Origin of the sequence: Streptomyces orinoci, assembly GCF_003121295.1 — a bacterium.
Taxonomy (GTDB): Bacteria; Actinomycetota; Actinomycetes; order Streptomycetales; family Streptomycetaceae; genus Streptomyces; species Streptomyces orinoci.
Genome location: NZ_PHNC01000031.1, coordinates 354183 through 371269, shown reverse-complemented (window position 1 = coordinate 371269; position 17087 = coordinate 354183). Strand labels below are relative to the sequence as shown.

19 protein-coding genes are annotated in these 17087 nt (G+C 70.6%); 10 read left to right on the top strand and 9 right to left on the bottom strand.

Going from position 1 to position 17087, the window contains the following annotated elements; translation table 11 throughout:
• Positions 1-114: 114 nt before the first annotated feature.
• From CV755_RS23810 to CV755_RS23800, 3 genes are all read left to right on the top strand, one after another.
• Entirely contained in the window at positions 115-1263 is a 1149-nt protein-coding gene (locus CV755_RS23810) for a metallophosphoesterase (RefSeq protein ID WP_109282324.1), read from the top strand.
• Between the two features lie 181 nt (positions 1264-1444).
• Positions 1445-2275 (top strand): hypothetical protein, encoded by an 831-nt coding sequence (locus CV755_RS23805; protein WP_109282323.1) that lies wholly within the window; start codon positions 1445-1447, stop codon positions 2273-2275.
• Positions 2276-2732: 457 nt separating this feature from the next.
• On the top strand, positions 2733-3194 hold the full coding sequence (locus tag CV755_RS23800; protein ID WP_109282322.1) for a hypothetical protein: 462 nt from the start codon (positions 2733-2735) through the stop codon (positions 3192-3194).
• Positions 3195-3313: 119 nt separating this feature from the next.
• Here the strand turns inward: CV755_RS23800 and CV755_RS23795 are convergent, their stop codons facing one another.
• Together CV755_RS23795 and thiC are read right to left on the bottom strand one after the other, a co-directional pair.
• Positions 3314-3670, bottom strand: coding sequence for a toxin-antitoxin system YwqK family antitoxin (locus CV755_RS23795; RefSeq protein ID WP_109282321.1), 357 nt, complete (start codon positions 3668-3670; stop codon positions 3314-3316).
• A gap of 222 nt (positions 3671-3892) precedes the next feature.
• Complete coding sequence (thiC, locus tag CV755_RS23790; RefSeq protein ID WP_109282320.1) at positions 3893-5686, bottom strand: phosphomethylpyrimidine synthase ThiC; 1794 nt, start codon at positions 5684-5686, stop codon at positions 3893-3895.
• 194 nt (positions 5687-5880) lie between these two features.
• Here thiC and CV755_RS23785 point away from each other — a divergent pair, with 194 nt between their 5' ends.
• The 3 genes from CV755_RS23785 (at position 5881) to CV755_RS23775 (ending at position 9143) form a co-directional block, all read left to right on the top strand.
• A complete protein-coding gene (locus CV755_RS23785) occupies positions 5881-7242 on the top strand; it encodes a YibE/F family protein (RefSeq protein WP_109282319.1) in 1362 nt (453 codons plus the stop codon).
• Between the two features lie 37 nt (positions 7243-7279).
• A complete protein-coding gene (locus tag CV755_RS23780) occupies positions 7280-7486 on the top strand; it encodes a hypothetical protein (protein WP_364854428.1) in 207 nt (68 codons plus the stop codon).
• A gap of 76 nt (positions 7487-7562) precedes the next feature.
• Complete coding sequence (locus tag CV755_RS23775; protein ID WP_193553467.1) at positions 7563-9143, top strand: SPFH domain-containing protein; 1581 nt, start codon at positions 7563-7565, stop codon at positions 9141-9143.
• A gap of 217 nt (positions 9144-9360) precedes the next feature.
• On the opposite strand, the gene CV755_RS23770 is transcribed toward CV755_RS23775, so the two are convergent.
• The 3 genes from CV755_RS23770 to CV755_RS23760 form a co-directional block, all read right to left on the bottom strand.
• A complete protein-coding gene (locus CV755_RS23770; RefSeq protein WP_109282317.1) occupies positions 9361-9807 on the bottom strand; it encodes an SsgA family sporulation/cell division regulator in 447 nt (148 codons plus the stop codon).
• 625 nt (positions 9808-10432) lie between these two features.
• Positions 10433-10651, bottom strand: a complete 219-nt coding sequence (locus tag CV755_RS23765) for a DUF5326 family protein (RefSeq protein WP_109282316.1) — start codon at positions 10649-10651, stop codon at positions 10433-10435.
• A 154-nt stretch (positions 10652-10805) separates the two neighbouring features.
• A complete protein-coding gene (locus tag CV755_RS23760; RefSeq protein ID WP_109282315.1) occupies positions 10806-11123 on the bottom strand; it encodes a cupin domain-containing protein in 318 nt (105 codons plus the stop codon).
• Between the two features lie 94 nt (positions 11124-11217).
• Here CV755_RS23760 and CV755_RS23755 point away from each other — a divergent pair, with 94 nt between their 5' ends.
• Positions 11218-11598: a phage holin family protein gene (locus CV755_RS23755; RefSeq protein WP_109282314.1), complete on the top strand. Its 381-nt coding sequence runs from the start codon at positions 11218-11220 to the stop codon at positions 11596-11598.
• Positions 11599-11674: 76 nt separating this feature from the next.
• Here the strand turns inward: CV755_RS23755 and CV755_RS23750 are convergent, their stop codons facing one another.
• On the bottom strand, positions 11675-11908 hold the full coding sequence (locus CV755_RS23750; RefSeq protein ID WP_109282313.1) for a hypothetical protein: 234 nt from the start codon (positions 11906-11908) through the stop codon (positions 11675-11677).
• A 256-nt stretch (positions 11909-12164) separates the two neighbouring features.
• Here CV755_RS23750 and CV755_RS23745 point away from each other — a divergent pair, with 256 nt between their 5' ends.
• Together CV755_RS23745 and CV755_RS23740 are read left to right on the top strand one after the other, a co-directional pair.
• Positions 12165-13061 (top strand): LysR family transcriptional regulator, encoded by an 897-nt coding sequence (locus tag CV755_RS23745; protein WP_109282312.1) that lies wholly within the window; start codon positions 12165-12167, stop codon positions 13059-13061.
• Positions 13062-13103: 42 nt separating this feature from the next.
• Entirely contained in the window at positions 13104-13586 is a 483-nt protein-coding gene (locus CV755_RS23740; protein ID WP_109282311.1) for an NUDIX domain-containing protein, read from the top strand.
• Positions 13587-13627: 41 nt separating this feature from the next.
• Here the strand turns inward: CV755_RS23740 and CV755_RS23735 are convergent, their stop codons facing one another.
• Positions 13628-14257 carry an HAD family hydrolase gene (locus CV755_RS23735; RefSeq protein WP_109282310.1) on the bottom strand — a complete coding sequence of 210 codons (630 nt, stop codon included), beginning with the start codon at positions 14255-14257 and terminating at the stop codon, positions 13628-13630.
• 212 nt (positions 14258-14469) lie between these two features.
• Here CV755_RS23735 and CV755_RS23730 point away from each other — a divergent pair, with 212 nt between their 5' ends.
• Positions 14470-14922, top strand: a complete 453-nt coding sequence (locus tag CV755_RS23730; protein ID WP_109283478.1) for a GNAT family N-acetyltransferase — start codon at positions 14470-14472, stop codon at positions 14920-14922.
• Here the strand turns inward: CV755_RS23730 and CV755_RS23725 are convergent.
• Together CV755_RS23725 and CV755_RS23720 are read right to left on the bottom strand one after the other, a co-directional pair.
• Complete coding sequence (locus CV755_RS23725) at positions 14906-15682, bottom strand: TetR/AcrR family transcriptional regulator (protein WP_109282309.1); 777 nt, start codon at positions 15680-15682, stop codon at positions 14906-14908. The two genes, CV755_RS23730 and CV755_RS23725, sit on opposite strands and share 17 nt — an antisense overlap.
• Positions 15683-15890: 208 nt before the next feature.
• Positions 15891-17057, bottom strand: coding sequence for a pyridoxal-phosphate-dependent aminotransferase family protein (locus tag CV755_RS23720; protein ID WP_109282308.1), 1167 nt, complete (start codon positions 17055-17057; stop codon positions 15891-15893).
• Positions 17058-17087 lie beyond the last annotated feature (30 nt).

The window sequence follows — 17087 nt, the reverse complement described above, 5'->3', positions numbered from 1 at the left end:
CTGGTGCGTCACAAGCCGCGACGGTCATTCCTATGATGGGCGAACGACACCACGGGCCGCCGGCGACCAGGCAGGGTCCACAAGGTGCACTGCGGCGCGACGGTGGAGGGGTCGATGGCTCAGGGGGCCGGACAGGAACCAGCGGGAAGGGTCACTCAGGCGGCCACGCCCTACCCCGGATACCTCGCGCCTCCCGCCGCTTCCCCGTACGCCGCCGAGGCCGCCGCCCCGTACGCCGCCGAATACGCCCGTCCCGTCGCGCACCCGGAATTCCCTGCCATGGATCACCCGACCGTGCCCGCCGAGGGCACCGCTCACCTCGCCGGTTACACCCCGACCGCCCGGGATCTCCCGGTGATCGCCCAGGCCGCCCCCCAGGATGTGCCCACGGTGGAGCTGACCCCGCTGAGCGCGCCGCAGACCCAGCCGCTGCCGCCGGGGCCCGGCCCGCTCTATGTGGTCGGCGATGTCCACGGCTATCTGGACGAGCTGCACCAGGCCCTGGCCGCCCAGGGGCTGATCGACGCCCAGGGCCACTGGGCCGCGGGCAACGCCCGGCTGTGGTTCCTGGGCGACTTCACCGACCGCGGCCCGGACGGCGTGGGCGTGATCGACCTGGTGATGCGGCTGTCCGCGGAGGCCGCGGCGGCCGGCGGCTACTGCAAGGCCCTGATGGGCAATCATGAACTGCTGCTGATCGGCGCCAAGCGGTTCGCCGACACCCCGGTCAACTCCGGCGCCGGCACCGCCTCCTTCCAGGCGGCCTGGCTGCTCAACGGCGGCCAGCGCACGGATATGGAGCGCCTGGAGGACCACCACCTGCAGTGGATGTCCCGGCTGGACGCCATGGCCGAGGAGGACGGGCACCTGCTGGTGCACTCCGACACCACCGCGTACCTGGAGTACGGCGACTCCATCGAGGCCGTCAATGACGCGGTCACCGAGGCATTGCAGCGCAATGACCCCGATGAGGTCTGGGAGCTGTTCCGCAAGTTCACCAAGCGGTTCGCCTTCCGTGACGAGGCCGGCGGCGAGGCCGCCCGGGAGCTGCTGGACACCTATGGCGGCAGCCGGGTGGTGCATGGCCACAGCCCCATCCCCTATCTGCTGGGCGAGGTCGGCGGCGAGGACGAGGACGGCGAGGAAGGCGCGCCGGTGGTCAGCGGTCCGCATCTCTACGCGGACGGGCTGGCGCTGGCCATGGACGGCGGCGTCACCATGGCCGGAAAACTGCTGGTCGTGCAACTTCCCCTGGCCATCTGACGATTCACCCGCGCCGACGACGGGCAAGTACGGAGTTCCACCGGCATGGGCTAATTCGCAAAACGCACTGTCACCCCATGCCGGTGCGGCTCTACCATCGGCTTATCCGTAGCAGGCTCTCCTCCGTTTCCGCCCACCGACCGGTACCAGCCGGCTACTAGGCCCTACGGAGCATCGGGGGATGCACATGAACAGCGCTCCGCATCTGCTGGCCGAGGACCGCCCGGAGTTCGAGCGGGTTCTGGACCAGGCGTTGCGTTCAGCGGACAGAGACCCGGAAATCAGCGCACTGATCGCCGCCGTGGGACAGCGGCTGAACACCGAACAACTGCGCACCATGGCGCTGGGTGCCATGGCCGCCATCTCGGCGTGCGCGATGGCGGAATACCGCACCTATGTCAGGGTGCGTGAGAAACAGCGCGCCCACAGCACGGCCGCCGCGCCCCAGCCCGTCGCCGCCGGCGGGTCCGCCCGGGGCGAGGGCGGCGAGCACACCTCCGCCACGGACACCGCGGCGACCGGCTCCGAGGGCGCCGGCGCCGGTGCGGTGCTGGCCGTACTGGCCCCGGTGCTGGCCGGGATCGCCGCGCTGCTCTTCCTGGTCATCGGCTATGCGCTGCGGCTGACCGCGGCCCATGACTCGGTCGGCGGGCCCATGGTCACGGTGGGCTGGTGGTTCGCCGGACTGACCGCCGCCGGCGCGCTGGTGGCCATGGCCGCACTGCTGATCACCGCGCTGCGCAATGGGCGCGGGGCGGGTGCGGAGGGCGGCGGTCACCGCCGGCCGACCGAGGTCGATCTGGCCCGGGACGCCTGGCGGGAGGCCCTGCTGGAGCGCGGCATCCTGCCGTTCCTCCGGGAGGCCCTGGCCAACCCCCCGTCCTCGACCCGCACTTCCGCCCTGCCCCGGCCCCGGGACCGGAACGGCCGTACCCCGCACCTGGGTTACTCGCGGCCCGGTTTCACCAGCCCTGATTTCGGCGGGGGTTCCTCGGAGGAGCGGCAGGAGTGAGCAGACCGCTCTTGCATTCGAGCGAGCGGCTCACGCAGCGGAAGCCGGCCGATCCGCCCCGATTGAGGGAACTTCCGTTTATACGGCGGCAGTCGGGGTTTCCGCCTGCTTACGGTCCGGTGTGGCGGTGATGCTCACCATGAGCACCAGAAAATCCCCGCCGGACCGGCCCGCGAGCAGGCACCCGCCCGGCCCCGGTGACGGCCGAGTCGGTGATCAACGGCTGGCGCCGGCGCGTAAGGCACGTTCGGTACGGAAGCCACGGCCAGGCCGCCGGGAAGGTTCTGCCGGGCACAGAGCCAGGCGGGCTGCCGGCTCCCGTCCTGCTCGGATGGCTGGTCCTCGCCGCGGGCTCCGATGTCCTCGCCGGGCGGCGGATGGTGGATACATTCGTTCGCTAACATGCCGACCGCGGGGGCGCCTGGGGAAGCCGGGTGCGGGGAGGGAGACAAGAGCGATGAGTACGCCGGTGCATGTGTCGCAGCTACGCCTGGGCCACCGGACGAGTCTGACCCGCACCGAAGGGCTGCGGAGCACGACCTACCACTCGCAGTGGCAGTTGTTCCCGCTCGGTGCGGCCCACCGGCCGGAGTCGGGGTCCGTCGTCCTGGACACTGTCTGCGGCCACTGCCGCGTCCCGGTCAGGGTCGTGCTGGACTCGGCGCCGACCGCGGCGCAGAAGAAGCAGAACCGCAGCATGCTCGGCTGGGTCATGCTCCTGGCCGGGGTGGCCCTGATCGTGACCGCCTGCCTCATCGGGGGCGGCGGCGCTGTTCCCGGCCTGGCCGGCGTGACCGGCTTGTGCGCCGTGCTCGGCAGCTTCGGGGTGAGGAGCGCGAGCAAGGCGTACCCGGGGGCCGGCCTGGACCGGGACCAGCCCGCCGCCACCCGCAATCCGCACCGGATCTTCGTCCGCTGACGACGGGCCTGGCATCACCCGCTGGGCCTCGGCCCCACAGACTGCCGGGCCAGGACGAGTAACTCGGTTGACTCGGTCGAGCGTTGAAACCTCAGGCCGGCTCGCCCGGCGCGGCCGGATCAGCCGGGTCGGCGGATCGCTCTGTCCATGGTGAGCTCACCGGCGGCGTTCCAGCGCTTTCTGCTCATCAGCCGGCCGTGCTCGTCCAGGACGACCAGCTCCGACAGCCGGCCGTTGGAGTGCCAGTGCCGCCACTCACCCACGGCGGCGCCCATCCGGGTGACGCCCTCGGTCTGCTTGGTCCCGTCCGGCCACCACGCCTGCTGCGGCCCGTGTTCGATGCCGTCGGCGTAGCTGAAGAGCATCACCAGCTGCCCGCTGTCCGCGTGACTCTCGACCTCGCCGGTGAAGAGTGCGTCTTGGTAACAGGTGCGCCCGTACTCGTCCAGCTGCACCTGATCAGCGCCGATTCGCATCGCCTGCTCCATCACGGGGGTTATGACCGCTCTCTCGGACCGCGGACCAGCGTCTCCTCGGGGCGTCCGCGACGTCAAGCAGCGTGCGATCCTGGACAGCTTGTCCAGCTCGGCTACGGCACACCTGGAACTGATCACGCCCCGTTGACCCAGCTGCCCGACTGTCGTCATGCAGACGCAGGCCGGAGGGCTCTCCGTGTGGTGGAGCCCTCCGGCTTTCAGCTAGTCGGCGATCGGCAGGTAGACCCTGTTGCCCGCCTGGGCGAACTCCTTTGACTTCGCCGCCATTCCGGCCTCGACCTCGGCGGCCGACAGTTCGCCGCCATGCTCCCGGCGGATGTCCTGGGAGATGCGCATGGAGCAGAACTTGGGCCCGCACATCGAGCAGAAGTGCGCCGTCTTCGCCGGTTCGGCCGGCAGGGTGGCGTCATGGAAGGCGCGGGCCGTCTCGGGGTCCATGGCCAGGTTGAACTGGTCCTCCCAGCGGAACTCGAAACGGGCGTCGGACAGCGCGTCATCCCATTCCTGGGCGTCCGGATGGCCCTTGGCCAGGTCCGCCGCATGGGCGGCGATCTTGTAGGTGATGACGCCGGTCTTGACGTCGTCCCGGTCCGGCAGGCCCAGATGCTCCTTGGGCGTGACGTAGCAGAGCATCGCGGTGCCCCACCAGGCGATCATCGCGGCACCGATGCCGGAGGTGATGTGGTCGTAGGCCGGGGCCACATCGGTGGTCAGCGGGCCCAGGGTGTAGAACGGGGCCTCCTCGCAGATCTCCTGCTGGAGGTCGATGTTCTCCTTGATCTTGTGCATCGGGACATGGCCCGGGCCCTCGATCATCGTCTGGACGTGGTGCCGCTTGGCGATGGTGTTCAGCTCACCCAGCGTCCTCAACTCGGCGAACTGCGCCTCGTCGTTGGCGTCCGCGATACAGCCGGGGCGCAGCCCGTCCCCCAGGGAGAAGGTGACGTCATAGGAGGCGAGGATCTCGCAGAGCTCCTCGAAGTTCTCGTAGAGGAAGGACTCCTTGTGGTGGGCCAGGCACCAGGCCGCCATGATGGAGCCACCGCGGGAGACGATGCCGGTCTTGCGGCGGGCGGTGAGCGGAACGTAGCGCAGCAGCACTCCGGCGTGCACGGTCATATAGTCCACGCCCTGCTCGGCCTGCTCGATGACCGTGTCCTTGTAGATCTCCCAGCTCAGTTCCTCGGCCTTGCCGTCCACCTTCTCCAGGGCCTGGTAGAGCGGCACGGTGCCGATGGGGACGGGGGAGTTGCGCAGCACCCACTCCCGGGTGGTGTGGATATTGCGGCCGGTGGAGAGATCCATCACCGTGTCGGCGCCCCAGCGGGTGGCCCAGGTCATCTTCTCCACCTCCTCCTCGATGGAGGAAGTGACCGCGGAGTTGCCGATGTTGGCGTTGACCTTCACCAGGAACCGCTTGCCGATGATCATCGGCTCGATTTCGGGGTGGTTGACGTTGGCCGGGAGCACCGCCCGGCCCGCGGCGATCTCCTCCCGGACGACCTCGGGGGAGACGTTTTCGCGCAGCGCGACATATTCCATCTCGGCGGTGATCTCGCCGCGCCGGGCATAGGCGAGCTGGGTCACCGCGGCGCCGTCCCGGCCGCGGCGCGGCTGGCGGGGGCGGCCGGGGAAGACGGCGTCCAGATTGCGCAGTCCCCCGCGCGGCGAGGTGTGCTTGATGCCGTCGTCCTCGGGGCGGACGGGGCGTCCGGAGTACTCCTCGGTGTCGCCCCGGGCGATGATCCAGTTCTCCCGGAGCGGGGCCAGCCCGCGCCGTACATCCGTCGCCACGGCGGGGTCGGTGTAGGGGCCGGAGGTGTCGTACAGCCGGACGTCCCGTCCATTGCTGAGATGCACCCGGCGCACCGGCACCCTGAGGTCCGGCCGTGAGCCGGTGAGGTAGTCCTTGTGCCAGCCGATCCGCTCGGCGGAGGCATCGGCGGACATGTGGGTGGACGTGGTTGCAGACGTGTGTGCGTCCTGCGTGGCCATAAGACCGTAACTCCCTACGCCGGCATTACCCGGTAACAGGTTCGGCGGTCGACGCAGCGGCTTCCGTACCTGTTCTTCGTACGGAGGTCAGCGCCCTCTCAGCCCGGTGCTCCGAGCTCCCGCGATTGCAAAGGTGGCACCACGCTAACGCCTCGCCCGGGGACACGGCCAGTGGGCCTTGGCATGATGCGGCGGTGAGCCGCACCGATCCCGTGCCCCCTGCGCCCCCACCCCCGGCGCACTCCCCCGCGCACGAGCACACCCACGCCCCCGGGCACTCCCATGCGCATGCGCATGGTCCGGCCGCCCCGGTCTCCGCGCATCTGCGCAAGGTGATCGCCGCGGTACTGATCCCCTTCGCCCTGGCGGTGGCCACCGGGCTGGTGGTGCTCTGGCCGGGCGGCGCGCCACCGCACCAGCACTCGGGGGTGGGGCTGGACCAACAGACGCGCGCGGGGCGGGTGGTGGGCGTGCAGCGGGCCGACTGCGCCGCCCTGGGCGCCCAGCCCGCCGCCCCGCCGCAGGGGCAGGGCCAGCCCGCACCGGTGCAGGGGCCGTGCGAGAAGACCACCGTGGAGGTCGCCTCGGGGCCGGACCAGGGGCGCACTTTTGACGAGATCGTGCAGCCCGGCGCCTCCCGGCACTACTCGGTGGGGCAGAAGGTGGTGCTGGCCTATGCCCCCAAGGCCCCGCCGAATCTGCGCTATTCGGTGATGGATGTGGACCGCAAGCTGCCGATGGGCGTGCTGGCCGGGGTATTCGCCCTGGCGGTGGTGGTCATCGGACGGCTGCGCGGGGTGTTCGCCCTGGTGGCGCTGGTGCTCAGCTTCGGGCTGCTGACCCTGTTCATCCTGCCGGCCATCCTGCAGGGTTCGGACCCCCTGCTGGTGGCGGTGATCGGCGGCAGCGCCATCATGCTGATGGCGCTCTATCTGTGCCATGGCCTCAACGCCCGTACCTCGGTGGCGGTGCTGGGGACGCTGGGCTCACTGCTGGTGATCGGGCTGCTGGGTTCGCTGTTCATCGGCTGGGCCCATCTGACCGGGGACACCGACGACCAGACCGGTCTGGTGCACACCCTGTATCCGCATATCGAGATCAGGGGGCTGCTGCTGGCGGGGATCATCATCGGCTCGCTGGGGGTGCTGGACGATGTGACGGTGACCCAGACTTCGGCGGTGTGGGAGCTGAAGGAGGCCGATCCCTCGGCGAGTTGGCGCAAACTGTACGGTTCCGGGATGCGCATCGGACGGGATCACATCGCCTCGGTGGTCAACACCCTGGTGATGGCCTACGCGGGGGCCTCGCTGCCGCTGTTGCTGCTGTTCTCCATCGCGGACAGCGGGGTGAGCACCGTGGCCAACAGCGAGTTGGTGGCGGAGGAGATCGTCCGCACCCTGATCGGCAGCATCGGGCTGGTGCTCTCGGTGCCGGTGACCACCGCCCTGGCGGCGCTGGTTGTCAGTGCCGACCGCCACACTGTGAGTACCGGGCGGCGTCCCGGGGCAAGGGGCAGGGCAAGAGCCAGGGGCGGGCACCGGCGCCGAGCCGGCTGAACCGCGGCCGGTGTTGGGGGAGAACGGGGGATCACCGGTGGTCGGTGAACTGGGCAGAGTCAGCGGGACAGTGGGTCCCGGACTGGTGGGCGAGGTGATTGTCCGGGTACGGGGCGGCGCGGAGGCGTTCCTGGCGTATCCGGCGGAGCCCGGCACCCGGCTGGAGCGGGGCACGATGGTGATGGTGGTGGACTACCAGCCGCCGCGCACGGTCTATGTGACCGCCGCCTATGACGGCGGCTGACCGCCGCGTTCTGTGCGGCCGGCCCATGCCCCGTTGTTTCCAGGGGAATTGATCATCTTGCCCTGTTCAAGGGCGTATGACAGAGGGGGGTTCAACTGTGTTCTTCGGAGTCGTCGCGGGGGTCGTGGTCGTCGCGGCCGCCGTGCTGATCGGCTTGTTCAAGCTGATGTGGCGGGTGGCGGAGCCCAATGAGGCGCTGGTCATCTCCGGTTCCAAGCACCGCACCGAGGGTCTGGGCGAGGGCATGGGCTTCCGGATCGTCACCGGCCGGGGCACCTTGGTGCTGCCCGGGGTGCAGGCGGTGCGCAAGCTGTCGCTGGACCTCAACGAGGCCGATCTGCATGTGGATTGCGTGACAAAGCAGGGCATTCCACTCAAGGTCCATGGCGTGGTGATATTCAAGGTCGGCGATGATCTGGTGTCCATCGCCAATGCCGCCCGGCGCTTTCTGGACCAGCAGAAGGTGATGGCCGACCGGGTGCACAACGTCTTCGCCGGTCATCTGCGGTCCATCGTCGGCGGGCTCACCGTGGAGGACATGATCCGGGACCGGGAGCGGCTGACCGGGGAGACCCGGGCCGCCTCCGGCACGGAGATGGAGAAGCTGGGCCTGATCATCGATTCGCTCCAGATCCATGAGATCCAGGACCCCACCGGTTACATCAAGAACCTCTCCGCCCCGCATGCGGCGGCGGTGCAGCGGGACGCCCGGATCGCCCAGGCCGAGGCGGACCGGCTGGCCACCGAGGCGGAGCAGCAGGCGGCGGCCCGGATGGCACAGGCCAAGCGGGACAGCGAGATCCTCCAGGCCGGTTACCAGGCCGAGCGGGACAGCGCGGCGGCCAAGGCCCGGCAGGCCGGGCCGCTGGCGGAGGCGGCGGCCCGCCAGGAGGTGGTGGTCCAGGAGACCCGGGTGGCCGAGCTGGCGGCACACCGCAAGGAGCAGCAGCTCCAGGCGGAGGTGCGCAAGCCGGCCGATGCGGCGGCTTACGAGAAGCGGACGCTGGCCGAGGCCGAGCGGGATGCCCGGATCTCGGCCGCCCAGGCCCAGGCCCGGGAGACGGAGCTGGCGGCCGCGGCCGAGGCGACCCGGGTGAAGGCGGCGGCCTCGGCCGAGGCGGAGGCCACCAAGGCGCGGGGCACGGCGGCGGCCGAGGCGACCAGGGCCACGGGTGAGGCGGAGGCCGCGGCGGCCCGCGCGAAGGGTCTGGCGGCCGCGGAGGCGGCCCGGGCCAAGGGCCTGGCCGAGGCGGAGGCCATCAAGGCCCGGGCCCTGGCGCTGGCGGACAACCAGGACGCGGTGGTGGCCCAGCAACTGGCCGAGAACTGGCCGGAGATCGTCCGGGCCGGGGCGGAAGCGTTTGGCAGTGTCGAGCACATGGTGCTGCTCAATGGGGCGGACGGGGTGTCCGACATGCTGGCGAAGGCGCTGACCATGGGGGGTACGGGGCTGGGGCTGGCACGCCAGTTGCTGGCGTCCATGGGGCCGGCGAGTACGGTGCCGGGTTCGGCCGGGGTGGCGGATCCGGTTGGGGTGCCGGGTTCGGCCGGGGTGGCCGGGGACGGTGCGGCTTCGCCGCGGGCCGAGCGGGTGCGGGTTGAGGCGGAGCCTTCCGAAGAGGGTGCGGGGGAGGGTGACTCGGCCGGGGAGGGCTGAGCGCGTTTGCCGGGTGCGCGTCGTTCGTGGCTGGGCGCGCCCACGCGGCGGAGCCGCATATTGAGCAGCGCCCCGCGCCCCTGGCGGGGCGCCCCGGTGCGATTGCCGGGTGCGGGACGTACGTGGCTGGGCACGCCCACGCGGCGGGAGCCGCATATTGAGCAGCGCTCCCGCGCCCCTGGTGGGCCCCTGGTGGGGCGCCTGGCGGGGCGCGGGGTTAACCCGCGTTCTGGCCCTCGGGGTTGCCCGCAAGGATGCTGTCCAGCGCGGCGGCCAGCTCGTAGTCGAAGTCGGCGACCGAGTGCTCCTCGCCCAGCGGGGCCACTCGGTCGGTGCGGTCCAGGAAGGCCACCAGCGGGGCCGCACCGGCCCGGAACAGCGCGCCCTCGCCGCCCACTTGCAGCCGGATGAAGACGTCCGACAGATGCTGCGCGGAGGCGGGGGCGATATGCACATCGCCCTCGCCGGACGGCTGGCTCAGCCCGTCCAGCAGCAACTCCCTTGCGAACGCCCACGTCACCGGCGCATCGCCGGGGAGATGAAAGGTGAACTTCACCGCATAGGGGTCGCTGCTGTCGTAGCCCAGCTCCACCGGGATACGGAAGGACAGCTCCTCGGAGACGAGGAACGTCATGATCACTTCTGCCTGAACTGTGTCGCGCATCGCCCAATGCCCCGTCTTCGTCGGTTTGGCCGGGATTGGATCCTCATGACCCTCTAATGACGCCATAGTCTGACAACAAGGTGGCCCGGATCACAAGGAGTGATTTTTCAGTTACCGATAGAGACTGAGAGTACGAGCTCTCCGACTCTGGAGCGTAGCGACTCGACTACGGGGCGGAGTCGTTCCCGGCAGAATCGGTTCCGGGCAACAGCGAGGAACTGGCCAAAGTGGCAGCCGGGGCAGGGCTGCTGGGAATCCGGACGGCCAACCGCCGGACGTGCGGGCGAAACACGGGCGGCAAGCAGTACCGAGGACTTACTCCTGTCACAGGCAAACAGGTTGGAATCGTGGCGAGATGGACAGGACGGGCAGAAGCCGCAAGGCGCCCGCTCGCACACGCGGTGCCGGGGTGAAAGGCCGGTAGCCGCTGACGGGAAAAGTACACCCCGGGCATTACCGCGCTGAGTTGACGAACCACCCGAATTCCGCCGAGGACTTAAATCGGCGGGCACAGTCAGCGAAAGACGCCGAAGCGACAAATACACCGAACCGCCGGAGTCCGTCCGGCCCGCGCCGAGTTCGGCGCGGGCATCGGACACCCCGGGGCCCATGTGCCGTCATGCGCCTACCAGTCGCCCCTGGAGGACGAGGAGGAGGTGAACTTCTTGAAGACGAAGATCAGGCCGCCGATCAGCGCCACCAGCAACAGGGCCTTGAACACCAGGCTGATCAGGAAGCCCAGCACACTCAGGATCAGCGAGCCGCACACCGCGATCACCAGGACCGGCAGCACAATCCACTGGACCCACCAAGGCAGCCCCGCGAGTATCCCCTTCTCCGTCATGTCGTCCCCTGCTCTCCTGTGCGTCATTGATGGTTGCGGAGCGGGAAGCCGCTTCCGTCTGCTGTCGATGCTAGGGCGGCGAGGGGGCCCGGCGGGGGCCTCGCGGCCCCCGTAGACCCCTGAGCGGACCCCTACGGGATGGGGGAGGCCGGGCTCAGCTCTCAGGGGGAGAGAAGACCACCAGAACCCTGAGGTCCTCGCTGATGTGGTGGAAACGGTGCGGCTGCCCCGCCGGGACGTACACCACACTGCCCCGCCCCACCTCGGTGGTCTCGGTGCCCACCGTGATCGACGCCCGGCCGCTCATCACCAGGTAGACCTCGTCCTGCTGGTGCGGCCCCTGGGGGTCCGGGCTGCCGGCGTCCAGGGCGTAGAGCCCCACCGACATATTGCGCTCCCGCAGAAACTGCAGATACGCCCCGTTGTTGGCGGCCCGCTCCGCCTCCAGCTCGTCCAGCCGGAACGCCTTCATGCGCCGTCTTCCTCTCCGCGCGGCTCCCGCGCGCCTCCGCTCGTTCCGACGGCACTTATGCCGCCTGTCGGACCCGTCTGCCACGATCTCATGTATGAAGAATTTCGCAGTAAAGACGATCGCCAACGCCGCGGCCCTGGCCGCCGCCATCTGGCTGCTCAAGGGCATCAGCCTGGGCGGCGCGACCACCGTGAAGAAGGCGGTCTCACTGCTGCTGGTGGCAATCGTCTTCGGCCTGGTGAACTTCCTGGTCAAGCCGGTGGTGAAGTTTCTGGCCTTCCCGCTGTTCATCCTCACCCTGGGCCTGATCACCCTGGTGATCAACGCCCTGATGCTGCTGCTCACCAGTTATCTGGCGGACCGGCTCCATCTGGCCTTCCATGTGGACGGCTTTGGCTCCGCACTGGTCGGTGGCGTGATCGTCTCGGTGGTGGCCTGGGCGATGCATGTGATCCTGCCGGACGAGAACGACTGAGCCCGGTGCCCAATCCGGCACCCCGGCAGACCGGTTGGCCGTGCGGACCATCAACCGGTCAGTGATCGAAGACCCGTTACCGGGATGCGGGCCCGTCGTAGCCCACCGTATTGGTGGCCAGTTCCTCGGGGGTGATCTCGCTGGCCCAGCCCTCGGGAGGCTCCTGGTAGGGGCTGCAGCTGCCACAGGCGGCACAGGTCCACCGGCCGTGGATGCCGTGGACGATCGCCCCGCAGCCGGCGCAGGTGTCCGTGGTGTAGTAGGGCGGCTCGCCGGGCAGCGCCGGCGAGCTCCATGGGTGCTCATCCATGCGCCCCAGACTGCCACGCGCCCCGCCATGGGCGACAGCGCGGGAGCACACATGGAGCACGCATGGGGAAGGGCGGCTCGAGCCTCCCCCCTCTTGGCTCGAGCCGCCCGGGATCTCCATGCGAATCGCACGGAGAAGTTCCGCCCGAATCAGGCTAGTTGACTCAGCGTCAGTGTCCAATCACCCTGGCGACACAGCCCTATCGACTTATTTATAGTTCTCTACGGTCGGTGCTCGGGCTAGCCGGGGAGACGGCATGGATCTGACCCTGTTGCGCACCTTTGTCACGGTCCACCGGGCAGGCTCCTTCACCCGCGCCGCCGCTCTGCTGGGCCTGTCCCAGCCGGCCGTCACCGGCCAGATAAGGACCCTGGAGCGCCGCCTGGGGCACCCGTTGTTCCTGCGCAAGGCCCGGGGAGTGGTGCCCACCACCCTCGGCGATGAGCTGGCCCACAAGGTTGCGCCGCATGTGGACGCCCTCCAGGAGATCACCGAGGCCGGGCTGGACGAGCAGTGGCCGCAGCGCACCCTGCATCTGGCCGGTCCCCCGGAGTTCACCGCCCTGCGCGCGCTGCCCGCGCTCGCCCCGCTGGTGGTCCAGGGGCTGACCGTGCGGGTGGCCCAGGGCATGGCCGAGGAGCTCTTCGAGGGGCTGGCGGACGGCCACCATGAGCTGGCCATCACCACCTCGCGCCCGCGCGGCCGGCTGCTGACCGCCACCCCGCTCTGCGACGAGGAGCATGTCCTGATCGGCGCTCCCCGCTATGCCGCCCGGCTGGGCGGGGCCGCCGTGGTCCGGGACAAGGGGGTGGCGGTGCTGGAGCATCTGCCGGTGGTGGAGGTGCATGAGAGCCTGCCCTTTGTCTCGCGCTACTGGAGCGCGGTATTCGATGCCAAGCCGGTGGCCGCCGGCACGGTGGTCGTCCCCGATCTGCGGGCGGTGCTCTCCTGTGTGGCGGCCGGCGCCGGGATCGGGGTACTGCCCCGCTATCTGTGTGCCGAGGCCCTGGACACCGGTGAGGTGGCGGCCCTGCTCAGCCCGCCGGTACCACCGCTGCGCACCTACTTCCTGGTGGTACGGACCGGGTCACTGGCCCTGCCGCACCTGGCCCGGGCACATGAGTGGCTGCTGCGCGCCGCCGTCTCCTGGTGAGACGGGGGTTTTGGCGGTTGTTCCCCGCGGCAGATGTCGCTTATGACCGTACGACCGGTGGTCAAACGCACCGCCCGCGCCATTCTGCTGGCCGAGGATCCCGCCTCCGGCGAGCCCCAGCTGATCCTGATCAAACGCACCAAGCCCGGTGAGCCGCCGTACTGGATCACCCCGGGCGGGGGCGTGGAGCCGGAGGACGAGTCGGTGGTCGCCGCACTGCACCGGGAGGTGGACGAGGAACTGGGCGCCAAGGTGGTGGATGTGGTGCCGGCCTTTGTGGACACGGTGCCGCACCGCCATGGCGTCAAGGTGCAGCACTTCTTTGTCTGCCGGCTGGCCTCGATGGACCTCTCGCTGCGGCATGGCCCCGAGGTGGACGAGCCGCGCGGGACCTATGAGGTGGTCCGGATCCCCTTCACCCGCCAGGGCATGGCCTCGGTGGAGGTGGTGCCGCCCTCGCTGCGCCACTACCTCGACGGCAATGTGGAGGGGGTACGGGCCCTGCTGGCCCCGGATCTCGGCTGAACTCCCCGCCGGGCGCACGGCATTGCGGTCGCGGGCCCGGCTCAGCTCGCCGTCAGCGCATAAGCCTCGCGCAGATCACGGCCGTTGTAGCAGTGGGTGGCCAGGTCGCGTACATGGTGATCGGCGTTGACCGCGACGGAGACCGGGACGGCGGCGAACAGCGCCGCGTCGGACATGGAGTCGCCATAGGCCACACAGTCGGCCCGGCCCAGGCCGTAGCGGGCGCAGAGTTCGTCGGTGATCCGTACCTTGGCCCGGGCGTTGAGGATGCCGGCCGGGTCGATGGGCCCGCGCAGCGGGAGTTCGGGCCAGCGGGAGCCGTGTGCGGTGTGGGCGCCCCAGTCCAGCAGGCGTTCCACAAAGAAGTGCGGGGAGAGCGAGATCACTGCGATCCGCTCGCCGCGCTCGGCGATCCGGGCCCAGACCTCCTTGATGCCCTCCAGCCAGGGGGCGGCCTCAAAGGTGGCGGCCAGCACCGCCTCGGTGAGCCGCTCGCCCCACAGGGCACAGGCCTTGGCCGCGAACTCGGCCGGGGTCAGCAGCCTGGCGGCGAAGTCCCGTTCCAGTTCCGCGGTTTCCCGCTCGGTGCCCAGGTGGCGGGATATCTCGATCGCCGCCGCGGAGTTGTGGATCAGCGTGCCGTCGAGGTCGAACAAGTGGAGTCTGCTCATGGGGGCGAGCGTAGGCGCACCCGGTGAGCGGATGCGCCCGCGTTTTCCCGGCGCCGGGGTGCTTCAGTGCCGGGCGCCGGCCAGGTCCGGTACGGGCCCGGCGGCCGGAGCCGGCACCCCTGGTGGCAGCGGTGGAATCCCTGGCTCCGGTGGCCCCGGCGGCGCGCCGGCCGGCCTGGTGGGACGAGCGGCCGGGCCATAGGGTCCGGCCCATGAGCGATCTGGAGTTCCGGCGTGCGACCGCCGACGACATCCCCGCCATCGTGGCCCTGCTCGCCGACGACCCGCTGGGCGCCCAGCGCGAGTCCCCCGGCGACCTGGCCCCCTACCGGGCGGCCTTCACCGAACTGGACCGTGACCCCAACCAACGCCTCACCGTGGCGGTACGCGACGGACGGGTGGTGGGCACCCTGCAACTCACCCTGATACCCGGCCTGTCCCGGCGCGGCGCCACCCGCGCCCTGGTGGAGGCGGTACGGGTGCACCCCGAGGAGCGCGGCCACGGGCTGGGCACCGAGCTGCTGCGCTGGGCGATCGACACCGCCCGTGCCGAGGGCTGCGCCCTGCTCCAGCTCACCTCGGACGCCACCCGGGTGGACGCCCACCGCTTCTATGAACGGCTCGGCTTCCAGGCCACCCACCTGGGCTTCAAGTACCCGCTCTGACCCGCTTGGCACGAGCTGCGGCCCGCTGCCGGTGCGCCTTCTGCCGGCAGGCGCCGCCGCAGTAGCGGGCCGGCCGGCCGGTACGGGCCGCCGGAACCGGCTCACCGCACACCGCACAGCCGGTTTCGTTACGGCCGACGGGCGGAACCGGGGAGAGTTTCGTTATGGACCGCCCCGGACGGAGACTGTCACAGGCCAGGGTGGTCATCCGGCCGGGCACCCCGTCCGGGCCGCGCCGCTGCTCCATGGACAGACAGCCCAGCAGCAGCGCCAGCACATCGTCCACGGTGACGTCCCGCCTTGCCGCACCGGCCTGTTGGGCCCTGTCCAGCAGCACCGCCAGCGCCTCGCGGAACTCCCGCTCGATGCCCGCCGAGAGCGTGAAACGGCCCTTGGCGGCCGCCTCCAGGGCGTCACACAGCCCCTTGTTGAGGGCGGACAGCCGGACCACCGAGGCGAGATAGCGGAAGAACACCGGGCCGGGCTCGGCGGAGTGCGCCAACTCCCGTGCGGTATCGGCGAAAAGCCGGATCCGGTCCACCACCGTCGCCCTGAACAGGGCTTCCTTGGAAGGGAAATGACGGTAGACGGTGCCCGCGCCGACCCCCGCCCGGCGGGCGATCTCGCTCAGCGGCACCGCCAACCCCGCCTCCTCGAAGGCCGAACGGGCCGCGCCGAGCACCAGCGCCCGGTTGCGCCGGGCATCGGAGCGGACCGGCGCGGAGGCGGCGGAGGCGGCGGAGGCGGCGTTCCGGGACATGGGCGGGGACCTCTGAGGGGGGGCGGACGGGGGCCGGAAGAGATCCGGAGAGAACCGGGTCAGGAGTTCCGATTCTATCCGGGCCGCTGGACGCGATCATGGACGGCGCGGCCGGGCCGCCGTCCGGGCATCCGGGCAAGAGAAAAGGCCGCGTCCCGGTGCGGAAAAGCACCGGAACGCGGCCCGAAGCGGCGGGACGGCTCCCCGGTCAGCCCATCAGCGTGGCGTCCCAGGCGGTCTCCGCCGCCGACAGCGCCTCGGCGGGGTGCTCGGCATGGCCCAGCGCCCGCAGTCCCTCGGCCAGGGCGGCCACCGAGGCCAGCACCACATCGCGGGCGGCGGCCGGCCCGTAGTGGTTGACCCGGATCATCTCCTTGGCCAGCGCCCCGCCCGCCGCCTGCAGCGGCACCGAGCCATCGGCCGCCAGGGCGGCCCGGACCAGCTCCCGGGCGTCCAGCCCGTCCGGCGTCCGCAGGGTGGTCGCCACCGGGGCGGCGTCCTGGTCGCGCACCACATAGGGCGCGAGGGCGCTGTCCAGGGCCCGTACCCCCGCCCGTACCGCGTCCCGGGCCGCGCGGTGGCGGGTGATCACCGACTCCAGGCCCAGTTCGCCGATGTGGTCCAGGGCCTGTTCCAGGGCCAGCATCTCCAACTGGGCGGGGGCGTGCGGCAGTACCGTGCGCCCGGCGTCGATCCAGCGCTCCTTCCAGTCCAGCAGGGACAGATAGGAGCGGCGCGGGGCCCGCTCATTGGCGGCGATCCGCTCCCAGGCGCGGGCACTGACCGAGACGGCGGAGACGCCCGCCGGTCCGCCCATCGCCTTCTGCGCGCCGATGACGCACAGGTCAACGCCCCACTCATCGGTGAGCAGCGGCTCGGCGGCCACCGAGGCCACCGCGTCCAGCATCAGCAGCGCGCCATGCTCGCGCACCACGGCGCCGATCTCGGCCACCGGGTTGGTATTGCCGGTGGCCGCCTCGGCGTGCACCAGGCTGACAAAGTCGATGGCGGGGTGGGCGCGCAGCGCGTCGGCGATCCGCTCGGCGCTCACCGCACCGCTGAACGGCGCGTCCACGGTGACCACCTCGGCCCCGCAGGAGCGCAGCCAGCCGCCGAAGGTCTCGCCGTAGGGGCCGGTGACCACATTGAGCGCGGTACTGCCGGGGCGTACGGCCGAGCGGATGCATGCCTCCAGGGGGAGCAGCGCCTCGCCCTGGGTGGCGATGACGGTCTCCTCGGTGCGCAGCAGCGCGGCGACCTTGTCCTCGATAAGGGCGAAGTGGGGGGCGCTCAGCGGGGGGAGGTGGAGCAGGTCCGGTGCGGTGTCTGCGGTCACGGTGCCTTCCAAATCGTTTGCGCCGGTCTGATGGCGCATGGGTCCTGGGGTGACCCTACGGGGGGTGGT